The 14,613-nt window shown below is 58.4% G+C and carries 15 protein-coding genes; 5 read left to right on the top strand and 10 right to left on the bottom strand.

Features of this window, described 5'->3' with window-relative positions:
- Positions 1 to 53: 53 nt before the first annotated feature.
- Genes FE702_RS12160 through hslO form a run of 4 tightly spaced genes read right to left on the bottom strand, consistent with a single transcriptional unit; the run spans position 54 to position 3,367 of the window.
- Positions 54 to 632 (bottom strand): LysE family translocator, encoded by a 579-nt coding sequence (locus FE702_RS12160; RefSeq protein WP_147126574.1) that lies wholly within the window; start codon positions 630 to 632, stop codon positions 54 to 56.
- Positions 629 to 1,771, bottom strand: coding sequence for a CCA tRNA nucleotidyltransferase (locus tag FE702_RS12155; RefSeq protein ID WP_147126573.1), 1,143 nt, complete (start codon positions 1,769 to 1,771; stop codon positions 629 to 631). Before FE702_RS12155 ends, FE702_RS12160 begins: the two co-directional genes overlap by 4 nt.
- Complete coding sequence (locus FE702_RS12150) at positions 1,768 to 2,370, bottom strand: CoA pyrophosphatase (protein ID WP_186827073.1); 603 nt, start codon at positions 2,368 to 2,370, stop codon at positions 1,768 to 1,770. The genes FE702_RS12155 and FE702_RS12150 overlap by 4 nt, the downstream gene beginning before the upstream one ends.
- The gene (gene hslO, locus FE702_RS12145) at positions 2,363 to 3,367 is read right to left on the bottom strand and encodes an Hsp33 family molecular chaperone HslO (protein ID WP_147126572.1); all 1,005 of its coding nucleotides are present in this window, start codon (positions 3,365 to 3,367) and stop codon (positions 2,363 to 2,365) included. The genes FE702_RS12150 and hslO overlap by 8 nt, the downstream gene beginning before the upstream one ends.
- A gap of 94 nt (positions 3,368 to 3,461) precedes the next feature.
- Between hslO and FE702_RS12140 the strand changes: the two genes are divergently transcribed.
- Complete coding sequence (locus tag FE702_RS12140) at positions 3,462 to 3,926, top strand: NUDIX domain-containing protein (protein WP_255449672.1); 465 nt, start codon at positions 3,462 to 3,464, stop codon at positions 3,924 to 3,926.
- Here the strand turns inward: FE702_RS12140 and FE702_RS12135 are convergent.
- The 3 genes from FE702_RS12135 to FE702_RS12125 form a co-directional block, all read right to left on the bottom strand.
- Entirely contained in the window at positions 3,904 to 5,085 is a 1,182-nt protein-coding gene (locus FE702_RS12135; protein WP_147126571.1) for a PP2C family protein-serine/threonine phosphatase, read from the bottom strand. The two genes, FE702_RS12140 and FE702_RS12135, sit on opposite strands and share 23 nt — an antisense overlap.
- Positions 5,086 to 5,149: 64 nt before the next feature.
- Positions 5,150 to 6,397 (bottom strand): threonine ammonia-lyase IlvA, encoded by a 1,248-nt coding sequence (ilvA, locus tag FE702_RS12130; protein ID WP_147126570.1) that lies wholly within the window; start codon positions 6,395 to 6,397, stop codon positions 5,150 to 5,152.
- 39 nt (positions 6,398 to 6,436) lie between these two features.
- Positions 6,437 to 7,348 carry a hypothetical protein gene (locus tag FE702_RS12125; RefSeq protein WP_147126569.1) on the bottom strand — a complete coding sequence of 304 codons (912 nt, stop codon included), beginning with the start codon at positions 7,346 to 7,348 and terminating at the stop codon, positions 6,437 to 6,439.
- Positions 7,349 to 7,359: 11 nt separating this feature from the next.
- Between FE702_RS12125 and FE702_RS12120 the strand changes: the two genes are divergently transcribed.
- The 3 genes from FE702_RS12120 (at position 7,360) to FE702_RS12110 (ending at position 9,822) form a co-directional block, all read left to right on the top strand.
- Positions 7,360 to 8,580, top strand: a complete 1,221-nt coding sequence (locus tag FE702_RS12120) for an argininosuccinate synthase (RefSeq protein WP_147126568.1) — start codon at positions 7,360 to 7,362, stop codon at positions 8,578 to 8,580.
- Positions 8,581 to 8,869: 289 nt separating this feature from the next.
- Positions 8,870 to 9,361: an SEL1-like repeat protein gene (locus FE702_RS12115; RefSeq protein WP_147126567.1), complete on the top strand. Its 492-nt coding sequence runs from the start codon at positions 8,870 to 8,872 to the stop codon at positions 9,359 to 9,361.
- A gap of 176 nt (positions 9,362 to 9,537) precedes the next feature.
- On the top strand, positions 9,538 to 9,822 hold the full coding sequence (locus tag FE702_RS12110) for an SCP2 sterol-binding domain-containing protein (protein ID WP_147126566.1): 285 nt from the start codon (positions 9,538 to 9,540) through the stop codon (positions 9,820 to 9,822).
- Positions 9,823 to 9,825: 3 nt separating this feature from the next.
- On the opposite strand, the gene FE702_RS12105 is transcribed toward FE702_RS12110, so the two are convergent.
- Together FE702_RS12105 and FE702_RS12100 are read right to left on the bottom strand one after the other, a co-directional pair.
- A complete protein-coding gene (locus FE702_RS12105; protein ID WP_147126565.1) occupies positions 9,826 to 10,512 on the bottom strand; it encodes a sulfotransferase-like domain-containing protein in 687 nt (228 codons plus the stop codon).
- The gene (locus tag FE702_RS12100; RefSeq protein WP_186827072.1) at positions 10,509 to 11,405 is read right to left on the bottom strand and encodes a D-amino acid aminotransferase; all 897 of its coding nucleotides are present in this window, start codon (positions 11,403 to 11,405) and stop codon (positions 10,509 to 10,511) included. Before FE702_RS12100 ends, FE702_RS12105 begins: the two co-directional genes overlap by 4 nt.
- Before the next feature lie 128 nt (positions 11,406 to 11,533).
- Between FE702_RS12100 and msrA the strand changes: the two genes are divergently transcribed.
- Complete coding sequence (msrA, locus tag FE702_RS12095) at positions 11,534 to 12,202, top strand: peptide-methionine (S)-S-oxide reductase MsrA (protein ID WP_147126564.1); 669 nt, start codon at positions 11,534 to 11,536, stop codon at positions 12,200 to 12,202.
- A gap of 54 nt (positions 12,203 to 12,256) precedes the next feature.
- Here the strand turns inward: msrA and FE702_RS12090 are convergent, their stop codons facing one another.
- Positions 12,257 to 14,512 carry an NADP-dependent malic enzyme gene (locus FE702_RS12090; RefSeq protein WP_147126563.1) on the bottom strand — a complete coding sequence of 752 codons (2,256 nt, stop codon included), beginning with the start codon at positions 14,510 to 14,512 and terminating at the stop codon, positions 12,257 to 12,259.
- Positions 14,513 to 14,613: the final 101 nt, after the last annotated feature.

Here is a 14,613-nt window from a genome sequence, read left to right as displayed (position 1 = left end):
AAGTAGACCCCGAATATAGGCACGGCATGTGACAGGGGAAAGTCAGGCGCTGTTTATAGGAACACCATCGCCGCCGAGGCTGCCAATAGTAGCGCCATGATCCGCATGAAGACCCGATAGGCGGATGGGTTCCCGAGCAAGTAAGACAGGAGCGATCCGGCAAAGCTCCAGAACAGGCAAACGCACAGATTGATCCCCGCAAAGGCGGTTCCCAACAGCCACGCTGACATCAACGGCCCTGCGTCGTGGGTATAGGCCGTCGCAGCCACCGCAATGGCCCAGACCTTCGGGTTGACCCACTGAAACAGCACGGCCTCAAAAAAGGTCCAAGGGCGATCCTTGCCGCTATCCGCACTGCCCGGTTTGGCGTTCCACAACTTCCACGCCATGAACAGAATCCAGCCGGCAGCAATGACCTGCAGAACGAGGCGCAGCCCAGGTAGCGCGGTCAAAAGTGCGCCAATGCCGAACCCGGTCAGCCCTGCCGTGATCCCAACACCAAATGCCACGCCCAAGACATGCGGCAGCGTCGGTTTGAACCCAAACCGCGCGCCAGAGGCCGTCAGCAGAATGACATTCGGACCCGGCGAAAAGAGCCCCAGAAAGACAAAGATATACAGTGGCGGGATCATAAGCCGCTCAGTAAGTCTTGGCGCGTCAGTGTAAACCCTGATGCGATCCACTCGGCTTTCAACCGCGTCAGCGCCTCACCAATCGCAGCACCTTTCAAGCTGTCCGGCAGGTCGCCCGCGCGCACAGGAAAGGTCTGTTGCGAGGCGAATTCAGCAGCCTCAAAGTCACTCCGCACCGGAGGCATCTCAAACATGGCCGCACGCAGGATCAGGATGTCCCGCGCCATGGGATATCCCAGCACTTGGCCCAGCGCCGACGGCGATTGCTGGGACGCCATTCCGTCCCGCAATTCCTGGTATTGGCGCTTTTGGACATTGCTCAACCGCAGTTGGTCAGCACCTGAAGCAGTAAGAGAGGCAAGACGCACGATGGCATCCTGTGGCGCATCTATGTCCGCCTGAAAATGCACGGTCCGTGTCAACGCCTTGGCGTCCGCACCGGGCAAGACCCGTGCCAGCACGCCTGCCGCCTCCATCGAGGCAACAGCGGGGGCGGGGTCAGGCGCGCCAAGCAGCTTGAGACTCTCAGCCGTCACACGCTCCGTGGATAGCTGCGCCAACCCTTCGGCCAGTTCCGCACAGGCTGCCAACCCATCGGCATCCAGATCACGCCCGTACCACGCATGAAACCGAAAGAACCGCAGGATGCGCAGGTAGTCTTCGCGAATGCGCTGATGTGCGTCGCCAATGAAGCGGAACCGGCGCTCTGTCAGATCCTGCAAGCCGCCAGTCGGATCTTGGATCACGCCCTCGGGGTCCGAATAAAGCGCGTTCATGGTGAAATCGCGCCGCTGGGCGTCTTCTTCTAGTGTATCGGCAAAGGCCACGACGGCACGGCGACCATCGGTGGCAACATCCTTGCGGAATGTAGTGACTTCAAATGGTGTACCGCCGGTGACGATGGTCACGGTACCGTGGTCGATCCCGGTGGGATAGGCAGCCATCCCCGCCGCCTTGGCCAATGCGATCGTCTGCGTGGGGCGCGCATCGGTTGAAATGTCGATATCGGTGACCGGCGCATTCAGGAGCGTGTTCCGGACACATCCGCCGACAAAGAACACCTGATGACCTGCTGACCGAAACACATCGCTGACTGCGCTGGTCGCGGGATCATCCAGCCATGCAGCCCGAAGCTTCACGCCGCCACCCGTTCGGCCAACCCGCGCAAAATACGCGCCGTCGCGCCCCAGATGTAATAAGGGCCGTAAGGTACGGCGTAATAGCGGCGCACGCTGCCCTGCCAAATTCGACCTTCGACAATAAAGTTCTCAGGCCGCAGCACATGCCTCAATGGCACGGTGAAAACCTCTTCGACCTCGCCGACCTCTGGCACCCAATCCTGCGGACGGTTCAAGACCGCGATCTTCGGAGTGACGGTAAAGGACGTGACCGTCTCATGCGGCGGCAACATGCCCAAAGGCTCTACATCGGCGGAATTCAGGCCAATTTCCTCGCGCGCCTCACGCAACGCAGTGGCCCAGAGGTCAGCATCCTCCGGGTCTTTCTTCCCGCCGGGGAACGAGATTTGTCCGGGATGATGCTTGAGATGCGCGGATCGTTTCGTCAGCACGACGTCTGGCCCTGACTCGCCCTCGGACACCAGCATCAGAACCGCCGCATCGCGAAGCTTGCGCCCCGTCGGCAATTGCACCGCCGGGTTCAGGTCAAAATCTGACGATGGCTCCGCCGCGCGTTCCAAAGCGCGACGAATGTCATCGACTGTGACCGCGTCAGTCACTGTCACCTTCCGGCGCGGTTTCCGCTTCGAACCCAAGTGTCTTGGGATCAAACACGTAATGCGCACCACAGAACTGACAGTCAGCCGTGACTGTGCCGTCTTCTTTGGTCATGTGGCCGATGTCGCGTGCCGAATAGATCGATAGGCTCTGACGCACTCGATCTGCCGAACAGGTACAGCCAAACTTGACCACCTGCGGGTCAAACACGCGCGGCTCATCCTCGTGAAACAGGCGCATCAGCAACTCGGTGGGCTGGACCGAAGGGCCGACAAGCTCCATTTCCTCGACGGTGCCAAGCAGCACATTCGCACGGTTCCAGTTTTCCCCTTCTTCACCGTCAAGAATGTCATCAGCCTGCAAAAGACCGCCTTCGCCAGAGCCTTCCTCTGCTGCGGCAAAGGGGGACGCCTTTGGCATGTGCTGCAGCATCACACCGCCAGCGCGCCAGCTTTCTTCGCCTCCCGGCACGGACGACCGACCAAAGGCCATCGCGAACTTGGTCGGGATCTGCTCGGATTGCGCAAAATACGTCTCTGCACAGGCCGAAAGCGATCCACCAGCGATGGGAGTGATCCCTTGATAGGGCGTCATGTCGTTCCCTTGGTCGATCAAGATCGCGAAATAGCCTTTGCCGATCTGCGAAAATGGGTCCGCCTTGTGATCCAGACGCTCTGCGTCATAGCTCGCATAGGCGCGGATTTGCGCCGGTTTCCCATCCTCAGTCGGGCCGTAGTAATCCGTCGCGATCAGCCGAGCCGGACCATCGCCACGCACCTGCAACGACAGCTTCCAGCGTAGCTTGATCGTCTGTCCGATCATCGCGGTCAGCAAAGCCATCTCGGCCACCAGCGCCTCGATCAATGGCGGGTAGTCATGTTGAGCGAGGACCTGATCCAAAACGCCATCCAGCCGCGCGACGCGGCCGCGCACGTCGGACCGATCCAGTTGAAACGGCAGGACAGTATCGTCCCACGCAATCTGTGAGCTTAGGGTCATCTTAGCCAACCTTTGGGGGGTTTTCAGGATTGCCACCACTGGGCATACCGCGTCCATATAGGGACAACAAGCCGCGGTCCAAGGGGATTGCGCCATGAGGATACCAGCCATGCGCCGTTTCGGACGCCCGCCAGAGCCGGGTCGAACCTATATCACGCGCCCCGGCGCCTACGTTGTGCTATTGGGTGCGGGCGGCATTCTGTTAACACATCAGGCCGAGCCTATCCCCGAATTTCAACTGCCCGGCGGTGGCGTTGATCCGGGTGAACAGGTCATCCCAGCCCTGCATCGCGAGGTGTTAGAGGAAACTGGCTGGACCATGACGCAGCCTCGCAGGCTGGGCGTGTTTCGCCGGTTCACTTACATGCCGGAATACGATCTTTGGGCGGACAAGGTCTGTACGGTGTTCATCGCGCGTCCGGCGCTGTGCCTTGGGCCACCTACTGAACCTGGTCACACCGCAGTTTGGATGCATCCTGAGGCCGCAATCGAAGCTGTCGAAAATGCCGGCGATCGGCACTTTCTGATTGATGCGATCAGTGAGCGTTTAATCCGATAACGACCCCACTCAGATCATCGGCAAATGCGGCATCACCGCAAATCTGACTGAGCCGCCAAACCAGCGTGTCCATGATCCGGTGCACAGGTTGACCGCGCGTCTCTCTCAACAGGCCGGTCAATCCCTCGTCGCCAAAGAAGCTGCCATCCGGCAGTTCCGCCTCGGTAAAGCCATCTGACAGGATGACCAACCGATCCCCGGCCTGCATATCGACATGAAACGTTTCGTATTCCGCGCCTGGGATCATCCCAACCGGGAGGCCGCCTGCACCGAGCGAGCGTTGCGTCCCGTCAGACCGCACCAGTACCGGATAGGGATGCCCCGCCTGACATGCTTGGACCTGCCCGCTTGCGGTGTCGATGATACCGAGAAGCAAGGTAAAATAATGCTCTGTCTCCAATTCCTCTAACACCAAGGCGTTGAATTCCGTCACGACCTCTGCGGGGTCGCGGGGTACCGGGCCATCCGGCCCATCGGTCAGAGCGATATTCGATTGGGGCGATCCCGCAGACAGGTACCCGGCAAGCCGCGCGGCCATCAGAGCAGACGTGATCCCGTGGCCAGAGACATCTATGGCAAATATCCCAATCCGACGATCATCCACCGGGAAATGACCCACCAGATCGCCGCCCACATGGCCACTGGATTGCAGGAAAAGAGCTACCTCCGCCCGCCCATGAACCACGCCCCTGTCCCGCAAAAGGCTTTGTTGCAATTTCTTGGCCTCGACCAGGTCGCCGTCGATCGAAGCATGCGTTTCCCGTATGTCCGCCAATGCGCTACGCAGCTCTGCGATCTCGGTCTGTTGGCGGGCCATTTGCGTCATTTTCTGGCGTGTTAGAGCCGTAATCAATGGCAAAGCATCTGAGAGGCCGCTCAATGGCACAGTGTCATGCGGCCCCTTGCCGACGTCAATGATCAAGGCAGTTGTGTCGGCCAGTGTTTCGGCATCAAGCTCACTTCCATCCGAGCGAAAGATCACGTCACACTCGACCATCCGGCCATCACGCTTCAGGGTTTTGACGTCGCACAGGTCGGCCTGTGCCAGAACAACAACAATGTCATCCGCCAGCGACCCGCACACGCCGAACGTCAGACCACGCCCAAATGGCATAGCCGCGCGCGTTGGCGCGTCAGTGCTGGCCAAGCTGATACCCATCGCTCCCTCATCATCCACCGAGGCAGCTTTAGACGCGGTGACTTAACGGGCCGTGAAGAGCGGATCAGATCACAAAATTCACAAGCGTTTCGTCATCGGTAATGTCGTTGAAAACGAAACCGGCCTCTTCCATCAAACCGAACAGACGTTCGAAATTGGACGCCGATTTCGTCTCGATCCCGATCAGAACAGAGCCAAAGTTGCGCGCCGATTTTTTCAGGTATTCAAACCGGGCAATATCGTCATCCGGCCCCAGCATCCCGAGAAAGTCCTTGAGCGCACCCGGACGCTGCGGCAGCCTCAGGATGAAGTATTTCTTCAGCCCAAGATAGCGCTGCGCGCGTTCCTTGACCTCTGGCAAACGCTCGAAATCAAAATTTCCGCCCGACGAAACACAAACGACCGTCTGGCCCCTGATCTCGTCTCGTAGATCATCCAGCACCTTGATCGACAACGCGCCCGCGGGTTCGAGAACGATACCCTCGATGTTCAGCATTTCCAGGATCGTGGTGCAGACCCCATCCTCGGTCGCCAGCAACACATCTTGCGGAGCCGTATCGGACAGCACCGAAAACGTGTTCGCACCGATCCGTGCCACAGCCGCGCCATCGACAAACGTGTCGACCTTGTTCAGCGTGACAGGCTCTCTGGCTTCGAGCGCGGCGGTCAGGCTTGCGCCGCCCTTGGGTTCAACAAAGTTCAGATGCACATCAGCATTCAGAGCATTCAAATAGGCCCGCGCCCCGGCAGAAAGACCCCCACCGCCCACCGGAAGGATTATCCGGTCCGGGACGCGCGGCATCTGATCGAGGATTTCCATCGTGACCGTCGCCTGACCTTCAATCACGTCGGGATCGTCAAATGGCGGCAAGAACTGCCCGCCTTCAGCTGCGCAGAACTCTTGCGCTGCGCGCAGACAGTCGTCGAAATAGTCTCCGACCAACCGCACTTCGATATGTTCGCCGCCAAAGACCTTGGTCTTGTCGATCTTTTGCTGCGGGGTCGTGACCGGCATGAAGATCACGCCTTTCCGATCCAGCCGGTTGCAGACAAAGGCGACCCCTTGGGCATGGTTGCCAGCGCTTGCGCAGACAAACAGCTGCTGATCCGGGTTCTCGGCGATCCGTTTGGACATCGCGTTGAAGGCACCGCGCAGCTTGTACGAACGCACAGGGCTGAGGTCTTCGCGCTTCAGCCAGATGTCTGCATCATATTTCGCGCTCAGATGGGCGTTGCGCTGCATGGGCGTGGCGGGAAACAGCGCGCGCATGGCCACGGCGGCCTGACGGACGTTATCTGCAAATTCAGTCATGCCGACCCGCTTGCCTGACGCTCGCCGTCAAAGCAAGGATTAGGTCAGTTCGCGGCCTTCAACCGCGACACCGTAGATGGTGGTGGCAAGGCTGACCGTCAGCATGGTGAAGATCCACCCAAACACGACATTGATCACAATCTGCGGCACGGACACGGTGGTCGCATCCACCCCGACGATGAGGCCAATCAAGATCAGACCCGGGATCGCAATCAAGATCGACAAAAGAGCAATCAGAATCGTTGCTCCGAACAATGCCCACTGCGTGCTCTCGGTTTTGGACCACGCCTCGGACACGGGCATCGCATATCCAACTGCCGCTGCGGGCAACATCACCGACAGCCGCACCGACGCCCAGATCAATACAACAAGCAGACCGGCCCCAAGGATGATCCCGACAAACGGCACGATTGCCCCGATCAAGGCGGTTGCTAGGCCCCCCGCCAGACCAATGCCCACCATACATAGAAAAATCACGATCAGCTTGCCCACATAGGCAAAGATAAGACTGGTGTTGAACACGGGAACGGTTCCGGCAGGATACTCTTCCAGCAGGACAAAGCGATGCCAGACCACCGCAAGCCACGCTCCAGCTACGATGCTGCCGATCAAGACAAGGATCTGAACCAAAAAGAACATCCCGATGTTGTCTGGCATGACCAGCGTTTCGAGATCGCTTTCATCCACGGAACTGACTTCGAACGTGCCCAGCGCATCAGTTCCCATCGACCCGAGCAACAGTAACGGAAGACCAATGGTGATCGCCTGGACAACCAAATAGGGAACTGCGGTCAATCGCAGAGCATCCTGAAGATTCAACCACAACATCCGCACAGCGTGGGAGGCCATTGCATAGCTCATCGCGTCCAACTCCGAAAACGTCGCCCAACCCAAACCGGCGACCTTGCTGCGCCCCGGAAAACCCGGTAACGCCTCCCCTGATTTAAACATCGGAGTCCCACATGTCTGCACCTAAGAAAGTCGTTCTGGCCTATTCCGGCGGTCTGGATACGTCGATCATTCTGAAATGGTTGCAGACGGAATACAGATGTGAGGTCGTGACCTTTACCGCCGACCTTGGTCAGGGCGAAGAGCTGGAACCAGCGCGGAAAAAGGCCGAGATGATGGGCGCCTCCGCCGTCTATATCGAAGACCTGCGCGAAGAGTTCGTGCGCGATTTCGTGTTCCCGATGTTCCGGGCAAACGCCCTTTACGAAGGGCTCTACCTTCTAGGTACGTCCATCGCACGCCCGCTGATCTCAAAACGCCTTGTCGAAATCGCTGCCGCCGAAGGTGCGGACGCGGTGTCCCACGGTGCGACGGGTAAGGGTAACGATCAAGTTCGCTTTGAACTGGCGGCCTATGCGCTCGACCCCGATATCAAGGTGATCGCGCCTTGGCGCGAATGGGACCTGTCTTCGCGCACCAAGCTGATCGAGTTCGCCGAACAGCACCAGATCCCGATCGCCAAGGACAAGCGCGGCGAGGCCCCGTTCAGCGTGGACGCAAACCTGCTGCACACCTCGTCTGAGGGTAAGGTTCTTGAGAACCCCGCCGAAGAGGCGCCCGATTACGTCCTGCAACGCATCACCAAACCAGAGAATGCGCCAGACGAGCCGGAAATGGTCGAGATCGGCTTTGAAAAAGGCGACGCAGTGTCGATCAACGGCGAGGCGATGTCGCCTGCCACGATCCTGACCAAGCTCAATGAGCTGGGTGGCAAGCACGGCGTGGGTATCCTCGATTTGGTCGAAAACCGTTTTGTCGGCATGAAATCCCGCGGCATCTATGAAACCCCCGGCGGCACGGTCCTGCTGGAAGCGCATCGTGGCATCGAACAAATCACGCTGGATAGCGGCGCGGGTCACCTGAAGGATTCGATCATGCCGCGTTACGCGGAGCTGATCTACAACGGCTTCTGGTTTTCGCCAGAGCGCGAAATGCTGCAAGCCCTGATCGACAAAAGCCAAGAACACGTCACCGGCACCGTCCGCGTGAAACTCTACAAAGGCTCTGCACGTACCGTAGCCCGCTGGTCAGATCACTCCCTCTACTCAGAAGCGCACGTGACATTCGAAGAAGACCTCGGCGCCTACAATCAGGAAGACGCCGCAGGCTTTATTCAGCTGAACGCGCTGCGCCTGAAGCTGCTGGCTGGTCGTGACCGTCGGCTGAAGGGTTAATCCAGCGCGACCACCGTGCCGCGCTCCACAGCCCAAGGCATGGTATTGGGGCGTAATGTCGTGCTTCTGCTTAAGGACACAATCAATCAGCACCCTGGCTAGGCGAAGCTGGCACGCGGGCTGTAGACCCGCTGACTTAACAAAGGCGTATTTCGACCAAAGAACGCACACGAAAGAGGCCCCAAACATGCTGAGATTGACCTGCGCCCTTGCCCTCACATTGGCATACGCCGCGACACCCGTCGCCGCGGACAGGTTCGTTCGTTCGATCCAAATCGCACGCGCTGAAATGAACGAGGTCGGAGGGCGAGCCTGTGCAGGGCAAAACTCTGCTTTCTCCCGTCTGCTGATTGAAGTTCAAGGCGATGACATCCGTGCGGGTCAGGCCGCGTTGAATCTCGCCCATCTCATCAGGCCGGATGAGCCCTGCGCCGACGCTGGATATCGGCATGATTTTGACAAATGGCTGGGCTACCTTGAACATGCACAGCAAACCGGCAACCCTATTGCCCAAGCTTACTTCGGGCAGATGCTGCTGGAAGGGCGGAATGGCGTTCAAAAAGACCGCAATCGTGGGCTGATCCTTCTGAACGCAGCCTTCTCCAAAGGATCATCGTCGGCTGCCTTAGTTCTTGCCAAAAACTATCTCTCTGGCGAGCATGTCAGGCGCAATGTTGATCTGGCAGAACGGATCGCCAGAGGTGGGTTGACCTTTAATCCGACAGATAGGCAGCGCAGAACTTTAGAGAGAGTTTTGGCAGACATAGCAGCAGGGAACTGACCCCCGGGGGAAGTTCTTCACGGTTTTCCGTGACGCTGCGTTTTCCCGTTTCTGCTGAAGGACTCCCTCCAACGACGACAAAGGGGGACCACGATGATCTGGGCGTAAACGCCACGTCCGCATTGCAGCCAAGCACAACCCTGCCATACCCGCCCCAAACCCAAGGGGAGGGACAAATGCCACTAACCCAAATCACTGAGACCCTGAACAGGGGCGTGCAATCGGCCAACCTGACGGACACGTTGAAATTCGACTGCGGCAATGACGGGGTGATTGTTCTAGCCGATGGTGCTGCCACAAACGGGGATCAGGACACCGACTGCACCATCCGGATTTCACGTGAAAACCTCGAAAAGCTGATCAAGGGCAAGCTGAACCCAATGACCGCCTTTGCCATGGGCAAAATCAAGGTGTCCGGCGACATGAGCGTCGCAATGAAACTGGGCGCGTTGCTGAAATAGAGCCTATCGCATGGCGTTGTAGTGCTCTAACGCCTGCTCGTAGATCGTCTGATGTTCGGGCGCGACCTCTGGCAACGGGCCCTCAGCGCCTGCAAACCCGGTCGAGCGATGCACACCACCGTACCAATGCGACGCCCAAATTCCGTCTTCTGGCCTACCACCGGCGGACCAAGACAGCATGGCTGGATCCCAAGACAAACCAATATCGGCGCACAGCCGCTTTAAGGCACCCTCGGGATTCGCGCGGACGTCAAAGCTGTCGATCACCGGACCCGGGAACCGATCAAAAAGCTCGACTTGTTTCTCAAACCCTATGTCATCCAGCGTGAATTCGGTCCGTTTGACAGCGTAGCTTGCGATCACGCGCGCAGGGTGGCGTAGCAAGTGAACGTGCACACAATCCTCGGCCCAATCCCATGGAAAGCCGTCGACCATGTGGAATGTCATGTGCTTTTGGTACCAGTGCGCGGCACCATCCGGGTTTGGCCCGGCAAGCATGGCCCCAACCTTGGCTGGGTCATTCTCTTGGTCTGCCAGCACTTCGTCCCGCATCGGGTGGTGGATGCCCGTGCGACGCAGGTAGGCCGCGTAAAACGGCTCGTCCGTCACTGCGCAATCAGGCCGCGCGCCAAAGCTGTACATCATGGCCGTCGACAGATTGCGCGGCCCGGACCACATCGCGATTTTCATGCGCCTACCAACTCCTTGTAAAGGCCGCGCAACCGTTCGGTCACGGGGCCCAATTCACCCGTCCCGATCGTGCGCCCATCAATTTCGCCCACCGGCGTCTGTGCGCCGAAGGTGCCGGTCAAAAAAGCCTCATCCGCGCCATAGGTGTCCACGAGACTGAAATTTCGTTCATAAACCGGGATGTCATTGGCTCGGCACAGATCGATGACCTTTTGCCGGGTGATACCGTTCATGCAGTAATCGCCCGTGCTGGTCCAAACCTCACCTTTGCGGACGATAAAGAAATTGCAGGCATTCGTTGTGTTCACAAACCCATGCACATCCAGCATCAGCGCCTCATCCGCGCCTGCCTTTTCCGCCGCGATACAGGCCAGAATGCAGTTCAGTTTCGAATGGCTGTTCAGTTTCGGATCCTGTGTCATCGGTAACCCTCGCAGATGCGGGACCGTCGCCAACCGGATCGGGCGCGGCAGCTTGGGAACCGAATGTTCCATAATGATGACCATCGTTGGCCCTGACTGGCTCAGCGCCGGATGCTGAAAGGGCCGAACCTTGGTCCCGCGTGTCACCATAAGTCGCGCGTGCGCATCGTGATGCATGTCATTTGCGGCGCGTGTGTCCTCGAGCGCCTGTAACATTCCGGCCCGATCCAGGGGCAAATCCAGATCAATCGCTTTGGCCGCTTCGAACAACCGATCCATGTGTTCGTCCACAAATGACCACTGGCCATGATAGAGCCGCAGCCCCTCCCAAACGCCGTCACCCAGCATGAAACCGCTGTCATAGACACTGATTTTCGCCTGATCCTTGGGGACAATGTCCCCGTTCACATAGATCTTGATCGCCTCGTTTCGGGCGTCTTCGTCGGCTTGGTGGGTCGTGATCTTATCCATAATCGGAACGCTGCTGTGCTGGATCAATCTTTTCAAGCGGTAAAACGACCGTGACCTCTCATCGCCGTGAATTGGCATTGATCGGTGCGCGCGTCAGTGTTGGATCAACCGTTTAGGAGGTATCCGACATGCCATTCGATATTCATCGCCCCCGCCCCTTTGCACTTGCCATCTTCATGATCCTGGCTTGCGCCATCAGCAGCAAGGCCCGCGCTGCCGATGTACAGACCATCACGGTCGCAGGCGGATGCTTCTGGTGCGTCGAAAGTGACTTTGAAAGCGTGCCCGGCGTGATCGAAGCCGTCAGCGGGTTCTCCGGCGGCAATGTCGCCAACCCAACCTACAAACAGGTGGTCAATGGTGGCACAGGCCATATCGAAGCCGTGCAAATCACCTACGACGCCGACAAGGTTCAACTTCGCTCGCTCTTGGACGCGTTTTTCCGTTCGATCGATCCGACCGATGCGGGCGGTCAGTTCTGTGACCGAGGTCGCAGTTATACGACCGCAATCTTCGCCAGTGGTTCGGATGCTCAGGTTGCTGAGGCAGCCAAATCAGCTGCGCAGTCAGCGCTGGGTCAGACCATCGTGACACCCATCCTCCCGGAAGGCCCTTTTTATGCGGCAGATGCCTATCATCAGGATTACTACAAACAGTCCGACGTGATCCTCACCCGCTTTGGTCCGCGCAAGAAATCCGAAGCCTACAAGCGCTATCGCGTGGCCTGTGGCCGCGACGCCCGCGTCCAGCAACTTTGGGGATCAGCAGCCCCGTTCACAAAGAAATACGTGAACTAACAGTCTTCTCGATAGAGCGTGTTTGGACCCCGGGCTCCTGCCCGGGGTTTTTCTTTATTGCGTGTTACAGGCCGCAATGACCGCCATGTTCAGGATGTCATTCACTGTCGACACGGTCGAACACAGCTGAACCGGATGATCCAAACCTGTCAGGATCGGCCCAATAACAGTGGCCCCAGCCATTTCCTGCATCAGTTTGACCGAGATCGACGCCGAGTGCCGCGCCGGCACAACCAAGATATTGGCAGGCCCAGACAGGCGGCTAAATGGATATTGCGCCGCAACAGACGGGTTCAGCGCCACATCAACTGTCATCTCACCGTCGTATTCAAAGTCGACACCTCTGCGATCAAGCTCTTGCGGTGCCACGTGCATTTTCTCGGCGCGTTCTGAAACCGGATAGCCAAACGTCGAAAAGCTGACAAAGGCCACGCGTGGCTCCATCCCGAATTGGCGGGCAACACCTGCTGCCGCCTCTGCGATATCGGCAAGATCTTCGGTGTTGGGCCATTCATGCACCAAGGTGTCTGAGATCAGGACAATACGCCCCCGATTCAAAACAGCAGTGACACCCACAGCCCCATCATGCGGTTGGGCGTCAAAAACATGGTTGATCAGCTCAAGAATATGCGCCGATTTCCGAGTGGCGCCGGTCACCAGAGCGTCCCCATGACCATGCGCTAGCATCAGCGCCGCAAAGACGTGACGATCCCGCGCCGCGAGGCGGTGGATGTCCTGCGCGTCAAACCCTTTGCGCTGCAATCGAGAATAGAGGAAGGACTTGTACGTATCGAGATGCGGCGTGTTGCGCGCATTGACGATTGTGAGTTCGTCATAGGCATCGCCAAGGCCCAGCGCCTCGAGATCTGCTCTCGCTTCAGCTTCGCGCGCAACGACAATCGCTTCACCCAAACCCTGCCGCTGATACATCACGGCTGCGCGCAGCACGCGTGGATCGTCGCCTTCTGCAAAGATCATACGCGCTTGCGCAGAGCGCGCGCGGGCGTTGATCGAAGACAAGATAGACGCCGTTGGGTCCATCCGGGTTTTCAGACCCAGCTCATACCCGTCCATGTCCACGATTGGCCGCCGCGCGACGCCTGTATCCATGCCGGCCTTAGCCACCGCTGGCGGGATCGCGTGGATCAAACGCGGGTCAAACGGCGTCGGGATGATGTAATCGCGGCCGAACGAAAGCTCTGTGCCATAGGCAATGGCAACCTCATCGGGCACATCTTCGCGTGCCAGAGCGGCCAAAGCGCGCGCGCAAGCAATCTTCATTTCGTCGTTGATGGCACGCGCATTGATGTCCAGCGCCCCACGGAAGAGGTACGGGAACCCGAGAACGTTGTTCACTTGGTTCGGATAGTCCGAGCGTCCGGTGGCCACGATCGCGTCTTCGCGCACGGCATGGGCATCTTCGGGTGTGATTTCCGGGTCCGGGTTGGCCATCGCAAAGATCACAGGATCGGGTGCCATGCTTTGCACCATTTCCTGCGTCACAGCCCCTTTGACCGACACGCCTAAAAACACATCGGCACCCACCATCGCTTCTTCCAGAGTGCGCAATTCGGTGGTGACGGCGTGGCCGGACTTCCACTGGTTCATGCCTTCGGTGCGGCCCTGATAGATCACGCCTTTGGTGTCACAAACGATGCAATTCTGGTGACGCGCGCCCATGGCCTTGAGCAATTCGATACAGGCGATACCTGCCGCACCCGCGCCGTTCAGAACGATTTTAACATCTTCGATCTTTTTGCCCGACAGATGCAGAGCATTGATCAAACCCGCCGCGCAGATCACCGCCGTACCGTGCTGGTCGTCGTGGAAGACCGGGATGTCCATCTCTTCCTTCAGGCGCTGTTCAATGATGAAACACTCGGGCGCCTTGATGTCTTCCAGATTGATGCCACCAAAGGTTGGCCCCATGAGCTTTACGGCGTTGACAAAGGCGTCGGTGTCTTCCGTGTCCAGTTCCAGATCAATGGAGTTCACATCGGCAAAGCGTTTGAAGAGGACACTCTTGCCCTCCATCACCGGTTTCGAACCCAACGCGCCAAGGTTACCCAAACCCAGAACCGCCGTCCCGTTCGAGATCACCGCAACAAGATTGCCCTTGTTCGTGTAGTCATAGGCCAATTCGGGATTTTCAGAGATGGACACACAGGGATGCGCTACGCCGGGGGAATACGCCAACGACAGGTCGCGCTGCGTGGCCATGGGGACAGTCGCCTGTACCTCCCACTTGCCCGGTGTTGGTTCCATGTGAAACGCAAGCGCGTCTTCAACCGTGACCTTGGCTTTGGTCATGGTGTCCTCCCCTTTGATCCGTCTGGTGCTTAGCGGCCCAAATGCACCGCCACAACAGGCCGAACGTCCAACATGGCTTGTGTTAGCGCAATCGGGCGGTA

The sequence above is a fragment of the Shimia ponticola genome (genome assembly GCF_007995215.1).
Taxonomy (GTDB): domain Bacteria; phylum Pseudomonadota; class Alphaproteobacteria; order Rhodobacterales; family Rhodobacteraceae; genus Shimia_B; species Shimia_B ponticola.
The sequence above is the reverse complement of the archived record's forward strand: the minus strand, read 5'-3'. Positions and strand labels throughout refer to the sequence as shown.

Excerpts from the sequence above, each read along its gene's own strand:
- FE702_RS12160 (WP_147126574.1), bottom strand. The coding sequence starts at position 632 with ATGATCCCGCCACTGTATATCTTTGTCTTTCTGGGGCTCTTTTCGCCG.
- hslO (WP_147126572.1), bottom strand. The coding sequence starts at position 3,367 with ATGACCCTAAGCTCACAGATTGCGTGGGACGATACTGTCCTGCCGTTT.
- FE702_RS12140 (WP_255449672.1), top strand. The coding sequence starts at position 3,462 with ATGAGGATACCAGCCATGCGCCGTTTCGGACGCCCGCCAGAGCCGGGT.
- FE702_RS12135 (WP_147126571.1), bottom strand. The coding sequence starts at position 5,085 with ATGGGTATCAGCTTGGCCAGCACTGACGCGCCAACGCGCGCGGCTATG.
- ilvA (WP_147126570.1), bottom strand. The coding sequence starts at position 6,397 with ATGACTGAATTTGCAGATAACGTCCGTCAGGCCGCCGTGGCCATGCGC.
- FE702_RS12125 (WP_147126569.1), bottom strand. The coding sequence starts at position 7,348 with ATGTTTAAATCAGGGGAGGCGTTACCGGGTTTTCCGGGGCGCAGCAAG.
- FE702_RS12120 (WP_147126568.1), top strand. The coding sequence starts at position 7,360 with ATGTCTGCACCTAAGAAAGTCGTTCTGGCCTATTCCGGCGGTCTGGAT.
- FE702_RS12115 (WP_147126567.1), top strand. The coding sequence starts at position 8,870 with ATGAACGAGGTCGGAGGGCGAGCCTGTGCAGGGCAAAACTCTGCTTTC.
- FE702_RS12110 (WP_147126566.1), top strand. The coding sequence starts at position 9,538 with ATGCCACTAACCCAAATCACTGAGACCCTGAACAGGGGCGTGCAATCG.
- FE702_RS12105 (WP_147126565.1), bottom strand. The coding sequence starts at position 10,512 with ATGAAAATCGCGATGTGGTCCGGGCCGCGCAATCTGTCGACGGCCATG.
- FE702_RS12100 (WP_186827072.1), bottom strand. The coding sequence starts at position 11,405 with ATGGATAAGATCACGACCCACCAAGCCGACGAAGACGCCCGAAACGAG.
- msrA (WP_147126564.1), top strand. The coding sequence starts at position 11,534 with ATGCCATTCGATATTCATCGCCCCCGCCCCTTTGCACTTGCCATCTTC.
- FE702_RS12090 (WP_147126563.1), bottom strand. The coding sequence starts at position 14,512 with ATGACCAAAGCCAAGGTCACGGTTGAAGACGCGCTTGCGTTTCACATG.